The 13,432-nt window shown below is 67.7% G+C and carries 15 protein-coding genes; 7 read left to right on the forward strand and 8 right to left on the reverse strand.

The window, feature by feature from the left end:
• Positions 1-89: 89 nt before the first annotated feature.
• Entirely contained in the window at positions 90-1,046 is a 957-nt protein-coding gene (locus tag DOL89_RS11490) for a hypothetical protein (RefSeq protein ID WP_119679282.1), read from the forward strand.
• 40 nt (positions 1,047-1,086) lie between these two features.
• Here the strand turns inward: DOL89_RS11490 and DOL89_RS11495 are convergent, their stop codons facing one another.
• From DOL89_RS11495 to DOL89_RS11510, 4 genes are all read right to left on the reverse strand, one after another.
• On the reverse strand, positions 1,087-1,632 hold the full coding sequence (locus DOL89_RS11495) for a PH domain-containing protein (protein WP_119679283.1): 546 nt from the start codon (positions 1,630-1,632) through the stop codon (positions 1,087-1,089).
• A 63-nt stretch (positions 1,633-1,695) separates the two neighbouring features.
• Positions 1,696-2,397, reverse strand: coding sequence for a gamma-glutamyl-gamma-aminobutyrate hydrolase family protein (locus DOL89_RS11500; RefSeq protein ID WP_225889770.1), 702 nt, complete (start codon positions 2,395-2,397; stop codon positions 1,696-1,698).
• 10 nt (positions 2,398-2,407) lie between these two features.
• On the reverse strand, positions 2,408-3,433 hold the full coding sequence (locus DOL89_RS11505) for an amidoligase family protein (RefSeq protein ID WP_119679284.1): 1,026 nt from the start codon (positions 3,431-3,433) through the stop codon (positions 2,408-2,410).
• A 46-nt stretch (positions 3,434-3,479) separates the two neighbouring features.
• Positions 3,480-4,118, reverse strand: a complete 639-nt coding sequence (locus DOL89_RS11510) for a dienelactone hydrolase family protein (protein WP_119679285.1) — start codon at positions 4,116-4,118, stop codon at positions 3,480-3,482.
• A gap of 207 nt (positions 4,119-4,325) precedes the next feature.
• Here DOL89_RS11510 and DOL89_RS11515 point away from each other — a divergent pair, with 207 nt between their 5' ends.
• The 3 genes from DOL89_RS11515 (at position 4,326) to DOL89_RS11525 (ending at position 5,749) form a co-directional block, all read left to right on the forward strand.
• Positions 4,326-4,892 (forward strand): HPF/RaiA family ribosome-associated protein, encoded by a 567-nt coding sequence (locus DOL89_RS11515; RefSeq protein ID WP_119679286.1) that lies wholly within the window; start codon positions 4,326-4,328, stop codon positions 4,890-4,892.
• A 103-nt stretch (positions 4,893-4,995) separates the two neighbouring features.
• Positions 4,996-5,274: a hypothetical protein gene (locus DOL89_RS11520; protein ID WP_119679287.1), complete on the forward strand. Its 279-nt coding sequence runs from the start codon at positions 4,996-4,998 to the stop codon at positions 5,272-5,274.
• 22 nt (positions 5,275-5,296) lie between these two features.
• The gene (locus DOL89_RS11525; RefSeq protein WP_119679288.1) at positions 5,297-5,749 is read left to right on the forward strand and encodes a hypothetical protein; all 453 of its coding nucleotides are present in this window, start codon (positions 5,297-5,299) and stop codon (positions 5,747-5,749) included.
• A 70-nt stretch (positions 5,750-5,819) separates the two neighbouring features.
• On the opposite strand, the gene DOL89_RS11530 is transcribed toward DOL89_RS11525, so the two are convergent.
• Positions 5,820-7,979, reverse strand: a complete 2,160-nt coding sequence (locus tag DOL89_RS11530; protein WP_119679289.1) for a prolyl oligopeptidase family serine peptidase — start codon at positions 7,977-7,979, stop codon at positions 5,820-5,822.
• 205 nt (positions 7,980-8,184) lie between these two features.
• On the opposite strand from DOL89_RS11530, the gene DOL89_RS11535 reads away from it, so the two are divergent.
• Together DOL89_RS11535 and DOL89_RS11540 are read left to right on the forward strand one after the other, a co-directional pair.
• The gene (locus DOL89_RS11535) at positions 8,185-8,436 is read left to right on the forward strand and encodes an AbrB/MazE/SpoVT family DNA-binding domain-containing protein (RefSeq protein WP_205574570.1); all 252 of its coding nucleotides are present in this window, start codon (positions 8,185-8,187) and stop codon (positions 8,434-8,436) included.
• Positions 8,433-8,831, forward strand: a complete 399-nt coding sequence (locus tag DOL89_RS11540; protein WP_119679290.1) for a PIN domain-containing protein — start codon at positions 8,433-8,435, stop codon at positions 8,829-8,831. The genes DOL89_RS11535 and DOL89_RS11540 overlap by 4 nt, the downstream gene beginning before the upstream one ends.
• Positions 8,832-8,906: 75 nt before the next feature.
• Here the strand turns inward: DOL89_RS11540 and DOL89_RS11545 are convergent, their stop codons facing one another.
• Together DOL89_RS11545 and DOL89_RS11550 are read right to left on the reverse strand one after the other, a co-directional pair.
• Positions 8,907-9,872: a ribonucleotide-diphosphate reductase subunit beta gene (locus tag DOL89_RS11545; protein WP_119679291.1), complete on the reverse strand. Its 966-nt coding sequence runs from the start codon at positions 9,870-9,872 to the stop codon at positions 8,907-8,909.
• A 156-nt stretch (positions 9,873-10,028) separates the two neighbouring features.
• On the reverse strand, positions 10,029-11,327 hold the full coding sequence (locus DOL89_RS11550; RefSeq protein ID WP_119679292.1) for an RsmB/NOP family class I SAM-dependent RNA methyltransferase: 1,299 nt from the start codon (positions 11,325-11,327) through the stop codon (positions 10,029-10,031).
• A 155-nt stretch (positions 11,328-11,482) separates the two neighbouring features.
• Between DOL89_RS11550 and msrA the strand changes: the two genes are divergently transcribed.
• On the forward strand, positions 11,483-12,004 hold the full coding sequence (msrA, locus tag DOL89_RS11555; RefSeq protein WP_119679293.1) for a peptide-methionine (S)-S-oxide reductase MsrA: 522 nt from the start codon (positions 11,483-11,485) through the stop codon (positions 12,002-12,004).
• 355 nt (positions 12,005-12,359) lie between these two features.
• On the opposite strand, the gene DOL89_RS11560 is transcribed toward msrA, so the two are convergent.
• Positions 12,360-13,403, reverse strand: a complete 1,044-nt coding sequence (locus DOL89_RS11560) for a DUF2332 domain-containing protein (RefSeq protein WP_119679294.1) — start codon at positions 13,401-13,403, stop codon at positions 12,360-12,362.
• Between the last annotated feature and the right edge of the window lie 29 nt (positions 13,404-13,432).

The following is a 13,432-nucleotide window of genomic DNA, read 5'->3' on the forward strand; positions in this document are numbered from 1 at the left end:
GAGGTAATCTTAACCGGTTGGATGAGGCTATATAGGTGGCGCTACCTTGATCGCGGTTGGCATCAGGGCTTGCGCGGGCGGAGAGTTGGATGGATTCGAGACAGCTGAGCGAGCGGGAATACGAGGCGCTGGAAGAGGCGCTGATGTCGTCGGCGCGGGGGCGTGCCTTCCTGCGCACGCGCGACCAGCGTACCCGCATCGTCGCCCAGGAGGAGTGGCGCGCCCTGCTGTCCGCCATGACGGAGCAGGTGATGCGCCTGGCCAGCCTGTCCGGAGGCAGCTTGCCGCCGGAAGTGGCCGGCCAGACCCCCCATCTGCGGATCATGCGGGAGGAGCTGAAGCAGCTCTCCAGCTATATCGAGCAGACCAGGATGGAGATCGCCCAGCTCCGCCCCATGGATGCCGGCGCCAACCGGATCATGGCGGCCACCAATGAGCTGGACGCCATCGTCACCGCCACGGAACGGGCCACCGGCGACATCCTGAACGCCACCGAGCGCATCCAGGCGCTGTTGGGCAAGCTGCCGCCGTCCGACACCGTCAGCGACATCGAGATGCAGACCATCGAGATCATGACGGCCTGCAGCTTCCAGGACATCACCGGCCAGCGCACCACGAAGGTCGTGAACACCCTGCGCTACATCGAGCAGCGGGTGAATACGATGATCGAGATCTGGGGGGTGGAGGAGCGCAAGGCCATGGGGCTGGGCGATGACGGCCTGTTCGCCACCAAGCCCGGCGACAGCCGCCCCGACGCGCATCTGCTGCACGGCCCGTCCGAGGGCGGCGTCACCCAGGACAATATCGACGCCCTTTTCGACGTGATCGGCGCAGCGCCGGCCACGCCGCCTGCGCCGCCCGCTCCTCCCGCCGCGGCGGAGGCTGCGGACGACGATGGCTGGGGCGATGCGCTGGCGGAGGCCAAGCCGGCAACTCCGCCGCCGCCTCCACCTCCGCCCCCACCACCACCACCTCCGCCGCCTCCTGCGGCTCCGGCGAAGGGCGGGACCGTGTCCCAGGCGGACATCGACGCCCTGTTCGGGTAGGGCCGCCACGCACGGCGGGGCCGAGCCCCGCCGGCACCGCTCAGCCGGCCGGCAGCTTGGCCTCGATCCGCTTCAGGACTTCCAGCATCTCCGCCAGTGTCCCGCCGATCCCCGCGGGCTCCTGACGGTCGGGAGCGGGGACGGCCGGCCCGTGCCGCTCCGCCTCGCGGTCGCGCTGGGCCAGGACAAGCTCCTGGAACGCTTCCGCCCCCGCCACGCCGGTCAGATCCGCCGCGGCCCCTTCCCCATGGCTGCCGGACCCGGCCGTCTCCACCCGCAGCTTCACCAGCCCAAGCGCATTGAGCAAGGGCCCGCGGATCAGGCTGACATCCTGGATCTTGTCCAGCGGTATCGCCCGCTCGCGCCGGAACAGCACGCCCTTGCCGGTCAGCAGCCGCCGCTCGGTCAATGTGCAGGAGAGGGACTGGAAATGCCGGCCGGACCACCACCAGGCGAGCCAGAGGAACAAAGGTAGGGTCAGCAGCCCGACGATGGAGAGCGTGCCGACGAGCACGGCCTGAAGGAAAACATAGGTGCGCAGCTTCGGGTCGAACGCCACGCGCGCCAATATCCGCTGCTCCGCCATTCCCTGCGCCTTCGGCTGCCACTTTCGCGGAAGTCTGACGCGGCCGGCGCTGGATTTGAAGGGCTATTCCGCCGCCATCCGGCGCGTATCCACGCCTGCCGCGGTGCGGACCAGGGTACGGAAAAGCTGCTGCTGGCCGCCATCGAGCAGCAGGAACTCCGGATGCCACTGTACCCCCAGCCAGAAGCTGCGGTCCGGCACCTCCACTGCCTGGACGATGCCGTGGATGTCGCGGGCGGCGATGCGGACGCCGGCGCCGACCTTGTCCACCGACTGGTGGTGCAGGGCGTTGACCCGGCATTCCCCCTCCCCCAGCACGGCATGGAGGCGGGTTTCCGGATCGATGCAGACGATCTTGCGCGGCAGCACCGTGCGCAGCCGCGGCGCTTCCACATAGACCTTGTAGATGTCGGTGTGCAGCGTACCGCCCCGATGCACATTGATCATTTGGGAGCCGCGGCAGATGCCCAGCACCGGCTTGCCGCACCGGTCGGCCCAGTCCAGCGCCTCCAGCTCCAGCGCGTCGCGCTCGGGATCGATCTTGATGGTGGGCTCCACCTGCGCGCCGTACAGGGTGGGAGTGATGTCGTCACCGCCGCCGATGACCAGCCCGTCCAGGTTGGAGAAGCCGCACCGCCGGTCCGGGGTCAGCCGCACGGCCTCGCCGCCTGCCCGCCACACGGCCATGCGGTTGAACAGCCAGGGGACGATGCTGCCGGTCGCCGATGCGGTCACCCCGATCAGCGGTTTTCTGCGCCGTGCCACGCCCGCCCCCTTACGGTGCCATCCAGCGCTGGACGATGCCGGGCCATTCCGTCAGCGCCCCCGCCTTCCACCGCTCCCGCCACATCGCACCCAACTCGTCCAGAGCCCAGCCATCGATGGACAGCCGCTCCACCTGCACCCAGCGGTTCCAATCCGGCACGATGGACCAGCCCGGAACGCCGACGCGGCTGTCGGGCAGCCGCCAGTGCCAGGTCGGCCGCGCCTTCACATGCGGGTCGCTGCGCATGTTTGTCAGCGCTTCCGGCACGATGCAGGCGAAGAGCGGGTAGAGGTCCAGCTCCCGGTTCCGGGAAGGGTTCCAGTGCATGTAGTCGCGGGCCAGACGCAGCAGATCCGGCCGGTAATCCGGCTCCAGCACCAGGGCGGCATAGGGGTCGGGAAAGCGGTGGACGAACGGCGCCACCCGGCGCGCCATGTCGATGTCCATCTGCTCGCGGAGCCAGGAGGACAGTAGAAGATAGGATTTCAGCACATTGAGGATGCCGTCGGCATCCCGGCGGCTGGCTTCCGGGTTGAAATGCAGACCGAAGGCATAGAAGAACCGCCCCTCCGTCCCCTGCGCTCCGCTGCGGCGCAGCCCCTCGACCAGCGCGTCCAGCTCCGTCAACTTGTCGATGGGCACCGGCGGGCAGGAGATTTCGTAGGGCATCACCATGCTGCCGACATCGCCGACGGCGGCACGGATCTTCTCCTCGATCTCGTCCAGCGTGCCCTTGGGCTGCTCATCGTTCTTGCGGCTGCCATGGGCGGCGAACCAGTCCAGCTCCACCGTGAAGTCGCCCAGGGACGTGCCCACGATGTGACGGCGGTGCTCATCTTCGATCTCGATCCGCCCGCCATAGATGTATCGGACCAGACGGGAGGTATCGGCGGCGTCCAACCCCGCGAACTCGATTTCCACCCCCACCCGCCGGGGCGTGCCGTCGGGCAGTGTTGGTTCCGGCGGTTCCAGGGGCAGAACGCGCCCAGCGCTGGATGTGGTGTCGGAATGCTTCCGTTCGGCGGGGGACTGCATCTCTTATCCGGCTCCGAGGGACAATCAGGTCGGGGCTGTTCGGGACTTACTCCAGGTAGGTCAGCAGCCAGTTTCGAATCTCCCGGTGGACCCGGTCGGCCACTTCGTCCAGCACATGGCGGGCGCCGCTGAACAGCAGAAACTTCTTCGGCTCCACAGCGATGGCGTGTAGATGCTCGGAACAGGTCGGCGGCAGGATTTCATCATCCTTGCCATGGACCAGAAGCAACGCGCACCGGGGCCCCAAAGTGGCCGCCAGGTCGCCGCCGTGGGATTGGGGCGCCAGCGCCACCACGGCCGTAACCGCCGGCATCCGCGCCGCCGCCTGGATTGCAACGGCGCCGCCGAAGGAATGGCCCACGACGGCCAGCTTTTTCGCCCCTCTTTTCTGGAGATAGGCCAGGCCGGCGCAGACGTCGAACACGCAATCCTCCATCTCGCCCGGATGGCGGAAGCGGACCCGCAGGCCCAGCACCTCCTCTCCCGTCAGCTCCGCCGCGAGTCTCGGATAAAGATCGCGGGCTGGCGTATCCCAGCCTCCCCCGACGCCGCCGATCCAGACCACCCCCCGCTTCGTCTCGTCCGCCGCATAATAGCGGCACCGCACCTCCCCCCGTTGCGTCGCCAAGGTCACGGCTTGGTAGCCATCGACCAATGAGGTGTCGTCACGCGCATTCTCGGCCATCTGGTCCCGCCCGTTTACGGCCCCCCTCCCGCCCTGCATGCCGCGGGCGGGCTATCCCCTCCCCTCCAACCCAGCCCTTCGGCGCTGGTTCCGTTCCGCAGGCGTACCCAGTCGGAGCCGGATGACTGGAACCGTCCCGACCCGCCTCCTGTTTGCGGGCATGCATCAGGCGCCCGTCGGCGTCGGAAACAGACCGGAAAGACGAACATGGAAACACCGCTGAAAATCGCCTTCCACAATCTGGAGGCATCGGAATCGGTGGAAGCCGCTATCCGCGAACGGTTCGACAAGCTGGAGAGGCTTTATGACCGGATGACCGCCTGCCGCGTATCGGTGGAGGCCACCCACAACCAGCACCGCACCGGAAACGTCTATTCCGTGCACATCGACATGGTCGTGCCGGGCAGCGAGCTGGTGGTCAGCCGCGAGCCCAAGGAAGCGCAGCAGAAATACATGAACCCGGACATCTACACCTCCATCCGGGACGCCTTCGCCGCGGCCGAGCGGCAGTTGAAGAGCTTCAAGCAGCAGCAGCGCGGCGACGTGAAGCGCCATGATTTCGAGGTCCAGGGCCAGATCACCCAGCTGGCCGATGACCACGGCTTCCTGATGACCAACACCGGCGGGCTGCTCTATTTCCACGCGAACAGCGTGATCGGCAGCGACTTCAAGGACCTGAAGCGGGGCGACCGCGCCCTGTATGTGGAGACGATGGGCGACACCGGCCCGATCGCCTCCAAGGTCTGGAAGGACGTGGACCGGGAACTGGGCTGAGTTTTGTCACCGGTTCTCCGCGACAACCGGCAGCCGGCCACCGCGACGGTGGCCGGCTTTGCCTGTTGACAACATCAGTGAAATCGCCAGGACGCCAGTACCCATGACCCAGCCGAAGGAGCAATCCGCCACCCAGGGCGTCAACGCCGACAACCGCAGCAGCAGCAGCGGCGCCGACGATGCGCACAGCAATGCCGGCGGAGCAAAGGGCGGGCCGGACGATCCGCGCACGGTGCCCGGCAACCTCGACCAGTCGCCTACGGTAATGAGCCCCAAGGACCTGCGCCCGGCCGGCGCCGGCCCGGTCGAAGACAAGCCTACCCCTCCGCGGGAGGAGCTGAAGCGCGGCGGCGCGCCCGGCGGCGCCCTTGGCGAGAGCTGAAAAACAACAGGGAGGATGCGAAATGGCCGAGTCACCGCGCAGCGCCACACCTCGTGGGAATGCCAATGAGCGCGTGGTCGGGAGCGACGGCGTGGGTCCCGCCAACCAGCGGGAGGGCGACGGCCTTCCGAACCGTGCCCCGACCCAGCAGGGCATGGCCGGCGATCAGTCGGCCGGCAGCCGCTCCTCCCAGGCGCGGGCCATGCACGATGACGGCCAGTACCGCGACAAGATTCCGGTGAAGGACCCGGCCACCTCCCCGCTCGGCACCGACAGCGAGGCTTCGGGCGCGCGGGCCGGCGAAGGGTCCATGGACCCGACCAGCCCGATGGGCGGGACAGCCGAGGCCCATTACCACCCGGCCGGCCACGCCGCCGGCCGCCAGTCCGGCACGGGCCGCATCTTCGGCATGACGCTGGGCGTCGGCGTGGTGGTCTGCGTGGTGGCGGCCGTGCTGGTGATGGCGGCGCTGTAAGGCTCTGCCGAACAAAAAGCCCGCGCGGAGCATCTTCCGCGCGGGCTTCAGGCTGCGAGCCGCCGGGCCGCTAGTTCGTCTTGCCCGGCGCGTCCATCAGCTTCTGCATCAGGTACACCACCAGCATGGCATTGTTCTGCGCCCGCTGCTTCAGGTTGGCGGCGGCGGAGTGGCCGCCCTCGATATTTTCGAAATAGATGACCGGGTGATCCTGGGCCATCATCTTCGCCGCGAACTTGCGGGCGTGGCCGGGATGCACCCGGTCATCCTTGGTCGAGGTGTAGATGAAGGGCTCCGGATAGGACGCGCCCTTGGACAGCTTTTGATACGGGCTGTAGGCCTGGATATAGGCCCGCTCTTCCGGGATTTCCGGATTGCCGTACTCGCCCATCCAGGAGGCACCCGCCAGCAGCGTGTGGTAGCGCAGCATGTCTAGCAGCGGCACGGCGATCACGGTGGCGCCGAACAACTCCGGCCGCTGGGTCATCACCGCCCCCATCAGCAGCCCGCCGTTGGAGCCGCCATAGATGCCCAGCCGCTCCGGCCGGGTCACCTTGGTCTCGACCAGATCCTCCGCCACCGCGATGAAGTCGTCGAAGGCGCGCTGCCGGTTCTCCTTCAGCGCCGCCTGATGCCAGCGGGGACCGAATTCGCCGCCGCCGCGGATGTTGGCCACCACATAGACGCCGCCATTCTCCACCCACTGCTTGCTCATGGGGCTGAGATAGCTCGGCGTGATCGCCACCTCGAACCCGCCATAGCCGTAGAGCAGGGTCGGGTTGTCGCCGTTCTGCTTCAGCTCCTTGCTGCGGATCACGAAATAGGGAACGCGGGTGCCGTCCTTGCTGGTGGCGAAGCGCTGCTCCGTCGTGAAGGGGGCGGCGTCGAACCTGGCCGGCAGGGACTTGATCGCCTCCGGCTTGTCGCCATCGGCCAGTAGATAGAGCGTGCTGGGCTGCAGGAAGCTGTCGAAATTCACCAGCACATCGCTGGAGAAGTCGTAGGTGGAGGTGATGGACAGGCTGCCGTTCTCCGGCATCGCCACTTCCGCCGTCTGCCAGCCGGATGCGCCACGGGTCAGTTTCAGCAGCTTGCCGGTGACGTTGTCCAGCACCGCCACATAGATGGCGTCCTTGGTGGAGCGCACCTGCTCGATCGCGCTGGTCTCGGTGGGGGCGACCAGGGCGGTCACCGTCCGGGCCGGCCCCTTCTCCACCTCCGCCAGCGGCACGGCGACAAGCGAGCCCTTGGCATGGGTCTTGCCGCCCACGGTCCAGTCGGCGCGGAGCAGGATCAGCAGATTGTCCCCGAAAACGCCCTGGCTGTCGATCTCCAGCGGCAGGTTCAGCTTGGTGGCCGTGCCATCAGGGGCGACGCGGCGGATTTCCTGGGTGAAGAAGTCAGGCAGCCGGCTGACGAACATCACCGTGCCTTCCGGCCGGTGGCTGACGGCCGGCCAGGCGCCCATGTCCTCCTTGGCCGCCTCGAAGACAAGCTTGGCCTCCGACAGGGGCTGGCCGCGCTTCCAGAGGCGCACCTGCCGCGGATAGCCCGAGGTGGTCATGCTGTCCGGGCCGGTGTCGGTGGAGATCAGCAGCGTGTCCCCGTCGACCCATTCGGCCGACTGTTTGGCCTCCGGCAGGGTGAAGCCGTTCTCGACGAACTGCTTCGTCTCCGCATCGAACTCCCGCACCACGGCGGCGTCCTTGCCGCCGCGCGACAGGGTGACGAGGCAGCGCCGGTTCTCCGGCGGCAGGCAGGAGCCGCCCTTGTAGACCCAGTTCTCATTCTCCGCCGTGGACAGGGCGTCGATGTCCAGCACGGTTTCCCATTGCGGGTCGGCGGTGCGGTAGCTCGCCACCGAGGTGCGCCGCCAGATGCCGCGCACATGGGTCTCGTCCTGCCAGAAATTATCGACCGTGTCGCCCTTCAGCGAGCCGTAGGGGATGCGGTCCTTGGCGGTGAGGATCTTCTCCGCATCGGCGCGGAGCCCTTCGAAGCGGGGATCGTCCTTCAGGCGCTTGAAGGCCTGTTCGTTCCGGTCCTTGACCCAGCCGATGGCCTTCTCGCCCTCGACCTCTTCCAGCCAGATGAATTCGTCGGTCATGGCTTCCTTGTCGGCCGCGGGAGTGGTGCTGGTGGTAGCGTCGGCGGAGGTCTGCGCCAGCGCCGGCGTTACGAACAACGCGGAAGCCGCGGCGGCGGCCAGAAGAAGTCTACGATACGCCATATCCGGTCCTGTCTCCCTCGCACGGGCACTGCCGCCCCTCTTTCAGTGAGGTAGCACCCCGACGTGCAGGGATAAAGATGCGGATACAATCCGGATACAATGTGGGGATGGCGCGCTGCGTTGACCGTCTCGCCAGAGGCCCATACATTACGGTATGTGTTCCTGGACGGCAGTAAACTGCACCCGGGCACTATGGAGGTTCGGGATGAATTTCATCCAGAGGCATGTCAGCGAGAATGGCGATCTGAATCTGCCGGCCTCTGTCCGCCATGCGGTCGGACTGGATCAGGGCGGGGATGTCATCGTCGAACTGGATGGCCGCGATATCCGCATCCGTCGGGTTGACGATGTCATTGACCATGCCCAGTCACTGACTCGGAAGCTGCTGGGCGGCGCACCCGAGGCAGGAGTAGATGCATTTCTGGCGGAACGTCGGCAGGATGCCGGTCGAGAATGACCCTGGTCGTTCTGGACGCTTCCGCCCTGCTTGCCCTGCTGCTGAATGAACCCGGCGGCCAACGGGTAAAGCAGGTGTTGTCCCGATCGGCAATCAGCACCGTCAACCTTGGCGAGGTGGTCGCCCATTTCGCCCGACATGGTGCAAGTGAACCTGACATTCGGGCTGTCCTGGACCCGCTGCCGTTGGATCGGCGTCTCTTCGATGAAGAGCAGGCCTACTCCGCCGGCCTGTTGCTGGTCGCGACGCGGGCGGCGGGCCTTTCCTTCGGCGACCGCGCCTGCTTGGCACTCGCCAAATCCCTGAACGTGAAAGCCCTGACCGCCGACCGTGTCTGGTCCCGTGTGGCCTCGACGGTCGATGTCGAGGTGGAAGTCATCCGCCCAACGGAATAGGTGCCGGGAACAGCATCCCCGCACCTATTCCTCCAAGGCTGAGGTTGCGCCGCCACGGAAGGCGGCGGCCAGCCCTCAATCCCCGAACGCCTCTTCCCAGGTGCCCTTGGTGCTGGCCTTGGAGTATTCGGTGGCGCGGTTTTCGAAGAAGTTGGTGTGCTCGATGCCGTTCAGGATGGCGTCCATCCAGGGCAGCGGGTTCTTCTCGATCCGGTAGACCGCCTGGAGGCCGAGCTGGGTCAGGCGGCGGTCGGCGATGTAGCGGATGTAGCGCTTCACCTCTTCCGCCGTCAGCCCCTCGATCGGGCCCATCTCGAAGGCGAGGTCGATGAAGGCGTCCTCATGGTGGACGATGGTTTCGCAGGCGACATAAAGCTCGCGCTGGAACTCCTCGTTCCACACTTCCGGGTTCTCATGCACGAAGGTGCGGAACAGCTTGATGATGCTCTGGGTGTGCAGCGACTCGTCGCGCACCGACCAGGTCACGATCTGGCCCATCCCCTTCATCTTGTTGAAGCGGGGGAAGTTCATCAGGATCGCGAAGCTGGCGAAGAGCTGCAGCCCCTCCGTGAACGCGCCGAACACCGCCAGCGTCTTGGCGATGTCCTGCTTGGAGTCCACGTTGAACTCCTGCATGTAATCGTACTTGTCCTTCATCTCCTTGTAGCGGAGGAAGGCCGAGTACTCCGCCTCGGGCATGCCGATGGTGTCCAGCAGGTGGCTGTAGGCCGCGATGTGCACCGTCTCCATGGCGGAGAAGGCGGCCAGCATCATGCAGACCTCGGTGGGCTGGAACACGCGGCTGTAGTGCCGCATGTAGCAGTTGTTCACCTCCACATCCGCCTGGGTGAAGAAGCGGAAGATCTGCGTCAGAAGGTTCTGCTCCGCCGGGGTGAGCTTCTGCCGCCAGTCCTTCACGTCGTCGGCCAGCGGCACCTCCTCCGGCAGCCAATGGATGCGCTGCTGGGTCAGCCACGCCTCATAGGCCCAGGGATAGCGGAAGGGCTTGTAGACCGGGTTCGGCGTCAGCAGGGAGGACATAGGCGCGGCGCTCACACAATATCTTGATGGTTGCCGGGGAGGTTACCACAAGAAGCGCGACGCTCAAGGACAAAGGCTGTGGATAAATGTGGATAAGGGGGATGGTCATAGGCGGGGCGTGGGGTGAAGCCGGTGCTCTCCGACCCCGCTCCGACCCTACCCCCGCTTCCGCATCCGGCTGACGAAGAACCCGTCCATCCCGCCCTTCTCCGCCAGAAGGCCGGGGGTGGCGCGGAGGTCGCCGTCGGGGGTGAGCAACTCGGCCAACCCGCCCACCTCCGACGCCTGCACCGGCACCCGCTCCAGGTCGCTGCGGCGGGACAGGATGGCGGCGACCTGCGCCTCCCCCTCCTCCGGCTGAAGGGAGCAGGTGCCGTAGACCAGCAGGCCGCCCGGCTTCACCATGTCGGCGGCGCGGTTCAGCAGCCGGGCCTGCACCCGGCCCAGCTTCTCCACATCCCCCTCGGTCTTCAGGCGGGCCACGTCGGGGTGGCGGCGGATGGTGCCGGTGGCGGAGCAGGGCGCATCCAGCAGCACGGCGTCCGCCTGGCCGTCCGGGGTCCAGGCGGCGGCATCGGCGGCCACCGTCTCCGCCTCCAGCCCCAGCCGGGCCATGTTCTCCCGCAGCCGGTCCAGCCGCTTGTCGGAGCGGTCCACCGCCACGACGCGCGCACCGGCGGCGGCGAGCTGGGCGGTCTTGCCGCCGGGCGCGGCGCAGAGATCGTAGACGGTCTTGCCGGAGAGATCGCCGAACAGGCGGGCCGGCAGGGCGGCGGCCGCATCCTGCACCCACCATGCGCCCTCGGCGAAGCCCGGCATCTCCGTGACCTGCCCGCCGGCGGTGCGGCGCAGCGTGCCGGTGGGCAGCAGGTCGGCCTCCAGCCGTTCGGCCCAGAGGGCGGCGTCGGATTTGAGGGTGATGTCCAGGGGCGCTTCGGCCAGATGGGCCTGCACGATGGCGCGGGTGGCACCGGTGCCGAAGGCCTTGCGCCACGCCAGCCACAGCCAGTCCGGCGTGTTCAGCCGGCCGGCATCCTGCGCCGCTGCCAGCTCCGCCCCTTCGCGGGACAGGCGGCGCAGCACGGCGTTGATCAGCCCCTTGTAGGGTGCCTGCCTGCGCGCCACTGCCAGCTCCACCGTCGTGTCCACGGCGGCATGGGCGGGGGTGGAGAGGAAGAGGAGCTGGGCGGCGCCCAGCCGCAGCAGGTTCTGCACCGGCGCCTTCAACTGGTCGCCGGGCTTGGCGAGGCTGGACTGGATCAAGACGTCGATCTGGCCCAGCCGCCGGAACACGGTGGCGCAGAGCAGGCGGACGAAGGCGCGGTCGCGCGGCTCCAACTCGCGAAGGCCCTTGTGCGCCTCCCAGGCATCGTCGAAGGGCACATGGCGGGCCAGCACCGACTCGACCAGGTCGAGCGCGGCTGAACGGGCGGCAAGGGTGGTATCGTCACGCATGCGCGGGATGTAACGCGCCGGGGCGGTGCTTGTCACGTTCGGGCGTGTGCAGGGCTGGGCGGCGCGCGGTGGAGAGCGCAGGCAAGCGGGCGGTTGGACAGACGCCCACTCCGCCCCCATCTGATGGGCTGGAGATTTCGTCACGGAGGACCGACATGGCGACCGAGACTGCGATTCTGGCCGGGGGCTGCTTCTGGGGAATGGAGGATCTGTTCCGCCGCCTGCCCGGCGTGGTGGATACCCGCGTCGGCTATACGGGCGGCAGCACGCCCGAGGCCACCTACAACGACGTGAAGACCGGCCGTACCGGCCATGCGGAATCGATCGAGGTCAGCTACGATCCGGCGAAGACCAGCTTCCGCGCCATCCTGGAATTCTTCTTCCAGATGCACGACCCGACGACGAAGAACCGCCAGGGCAACGACATCGGCACCCAGTACCGTAGCGCCATCTTCTTCACCACGCCCGAGCAGGAGCGCGTGGCCCGCGAGGTGGTGGCGGAGGTGGATGCCAGCGGCGTGTGGCCGGGCCGGGTGGTGACGGAGATCGTGCCCGCCGGCGAGTTCTGGGAGGCGGAGCCCTTCCACCAGGATTATCTGGAGAAGCATCCCAACGGCTATACCTGCCATTGGGTGCGCCCGAGCTGGACCCTGCCGAAGAAGACCGCCGCCGAATGAGGACGGTGCCGTAGGTCGCAAGGAGCGGAGCGGATTGCGACGTTCCCTCTGCCTTGCGCCGGCGGCCGAGAAGCGGGGACGTGCCGTAGGTCGCAAGGAGCGGAGCGGATTGCGACATCTCCCCCGCCCTGCCGCGTCGCAATCCGGCCTGCGGCCTTCTTGCGACCTACGGATCGCCGGTGGAATGGTGGGGTCGGTGACGATTCGCAAGATGAAAATGATGGAAATGATGAACCTGCCGGGTGTCGGCGGGGTGCCGATCTCTTAGGCTTGGCCGGCCGCGTTGCGCCGGAGGCGCAATCAAGCCGGAGGGGTCATCGCCGCTCCATCCTTCAAAATAAACCCGCGTTCCAGCCTATGCCCGCCATGCCACGGAAGCCCCGTGGGGATGGGCGTCGGCCAGGGTGCGTTCATGGGCGATGCCGTCCTGCCAGGACGTCAGCGTCAGTTCGAACCGGTCCGGCGGGGCGGCTTCCAGGCGCAGCCACGCAAGCGGCGCCCCTGCCCCGTACCGGTCCAGGCAGGCGCGGATGCGGGCCTGTGTTTCCGTAGGCAGATACTGCCAGACCACGGTGTGGTAGAGCACCGCCACCGCATCCGTCTCCGGTTCCGCCAACCGCCTCTCCACCCAATCCGCGGCATCCTCGCGCTGCACCCGCACGTCCAGACGGCGGGCCAGCTCTATGGCCCCGTCCAGGGCCTTGGCCCGGGCCTGCATGTCCGCCCAGACATAGGCCCGCAGGCGCAGCCGCTCCCCCTCCTCCTCGAGCCGTATGGGCCGCTGGTCGCAGCCGGCGCGGCTGGCGACGGTGATGGGCGTATCCAGCGGCGGCAGCGGGCCGGTCCAGTCCGGCGCCAGCCGGACCGGGCTGCCGGGATCGCCCCATTCCGCATCGCCCAGCCGGTAGTGGAAGCGGTCCCAGGCCATGTTCAGCCCGGCGCTGGCCCCGATCTCCAGCAGGCGGAGCGGCTTGCCGAAGCTCCTCGCCACCTCCAGGAACCCGCCCAGCAGCACCCCGGAACGCCCGACCTCGTTGGTCTGCGGCGGGGATTCAAGCCAATCGCGGATGAAGCCTTCATGCCGCCGCACGACCGCCAGGATAGCATTGCCGAAGTCCGGACCCGGCGCATGCGGCGGGTAGTGTCCGGCCAGATCCGCGTCGGTTCCGGTGAGCACCAGCGCATGCAAAGCGCCTGCGAAGCGCAGGGCAAGGGCATCCGCCTTGGGGTCGCCCGGCCAGCTTCCCAGCAGCGCCGCGACCGGCCCGCCGGCGCGGATGTCGTCCAGCGCATGCCGCAGCAGATCGGCGGTGAGGGGGGAGCCCAACCGGCCGCACCAGCCGATCTGGGTCTCGAACGCGGCAACGACCTCGGGGCGGGCGGGGGTGCTGGTCGGCATGCAGGCTCCGGAAACAGGAAGGGGCCGCA

Origin of the sequence: Indioceanicola profundi, assembly GCF_003568845.1 — a bacterium.
GTDB classification, from domain to species: Bacteria; Pseudomonadota; Alphaproteobacteria; order Azospirillales; family Azospirillaceae; genus Indioceanicola; species Indioceanicola profundi.

Coding starts and splice junctions, on each gene's coding strand:
- DOL89_RS11490 (WP_119679282.1), top strand. CDS start 90: ATGGATTCGAGACAGCTGAGCGAGCGGGAATACGAGGCGCTGGAAGAG.
- DOL89_RS11550 (WP_119679292.1), bottom strand. CDS start 11,327: ATGCGTGACGATACCACCCTTGCCGCCCGTTCAGCCGCGCTCGACCTG.
- msrA (WP_119679293.1), top strand. CDS start 11,483: ATGGCGACCGAGACTGCGATTCTGGCCGGGGGCTGCTTCTGGGGAATG.
- DOL89_RS11505 (WP_119679284.1), bottom strand. CDS start 3,433: ATGCAGTCCCCCGCCGAACGGAAGCATTCCGACACCACATCCAGCGCT.
- DOL89_RS11545 (WP_119679291.1), bottom strand. CDS start 9,872: ATGTCCTCCCTGCTGACGCCGAACCCGGTCTACAAGCCCTTCCGCTAT.
- DOL89_RS11510 (WP_119679285.1), bottom strand. CDS start 4,118: ATGGCCGAGAATGCGCGTGACGACACCTCATTGGTCGATGGCTACCAA.
- DOL89_RS11515 (WP_119679286.1), top strand. CDS start 4,326: ATGGAAACACCGCTGAAAATCGCCTTCCACAATCTGGAGGCATCGGAA.
- DOL89_RS11560 (WP_119679294.1), bottom strand. CDS start 13,403: ATGCCGACCAGCACCCCCGCCCGCCCCGAGGTCGTTGCCGCGTTCGAG.
- DOL89_RS11495 (WP_119679283.1), bottom strand. CDS start 1,632: ATGGCGGAGCAGCGGATATTGGCGCGCGTGGCGTTCGACCCGAAGCTG.
- DOL89_RS11530 (WP_119679289.1), bottom strand. CDS start 7,979: ATGGCGTATCGTAGACTTCTTCTGGCCGCCGCCGCGGCTTCCGCGTTG.
- DOL89_RS11520 (WP_119679287.1), top strand. CDS start 4,996: ATGACCCAGCCGAAGGAGCAATCCGCCACCCAGGGCGTCAACGCCGAC.
- DOL89_RS11540 (WP_119679290.1), top strand. CDS start 8,433: ATGACCCTGGTCGTTCTGGACGCTTCCGCCCTGCTTGCCCTGCTGCTG.
- DOL89_RS11535 (WP_205574570.1), top strand. CDS start 8,185: ATGAATTTCATCCAGAGGCATGTCAGCGAGAATGGCGATCTGAATCTG.
- DOL89_RS11525 (WP_119679288.1), top strand. CDS start 5,297: ATGGCCGAGTCACCGCGCAGCGCCACACCTCGTGGGAATGCCAATGAG.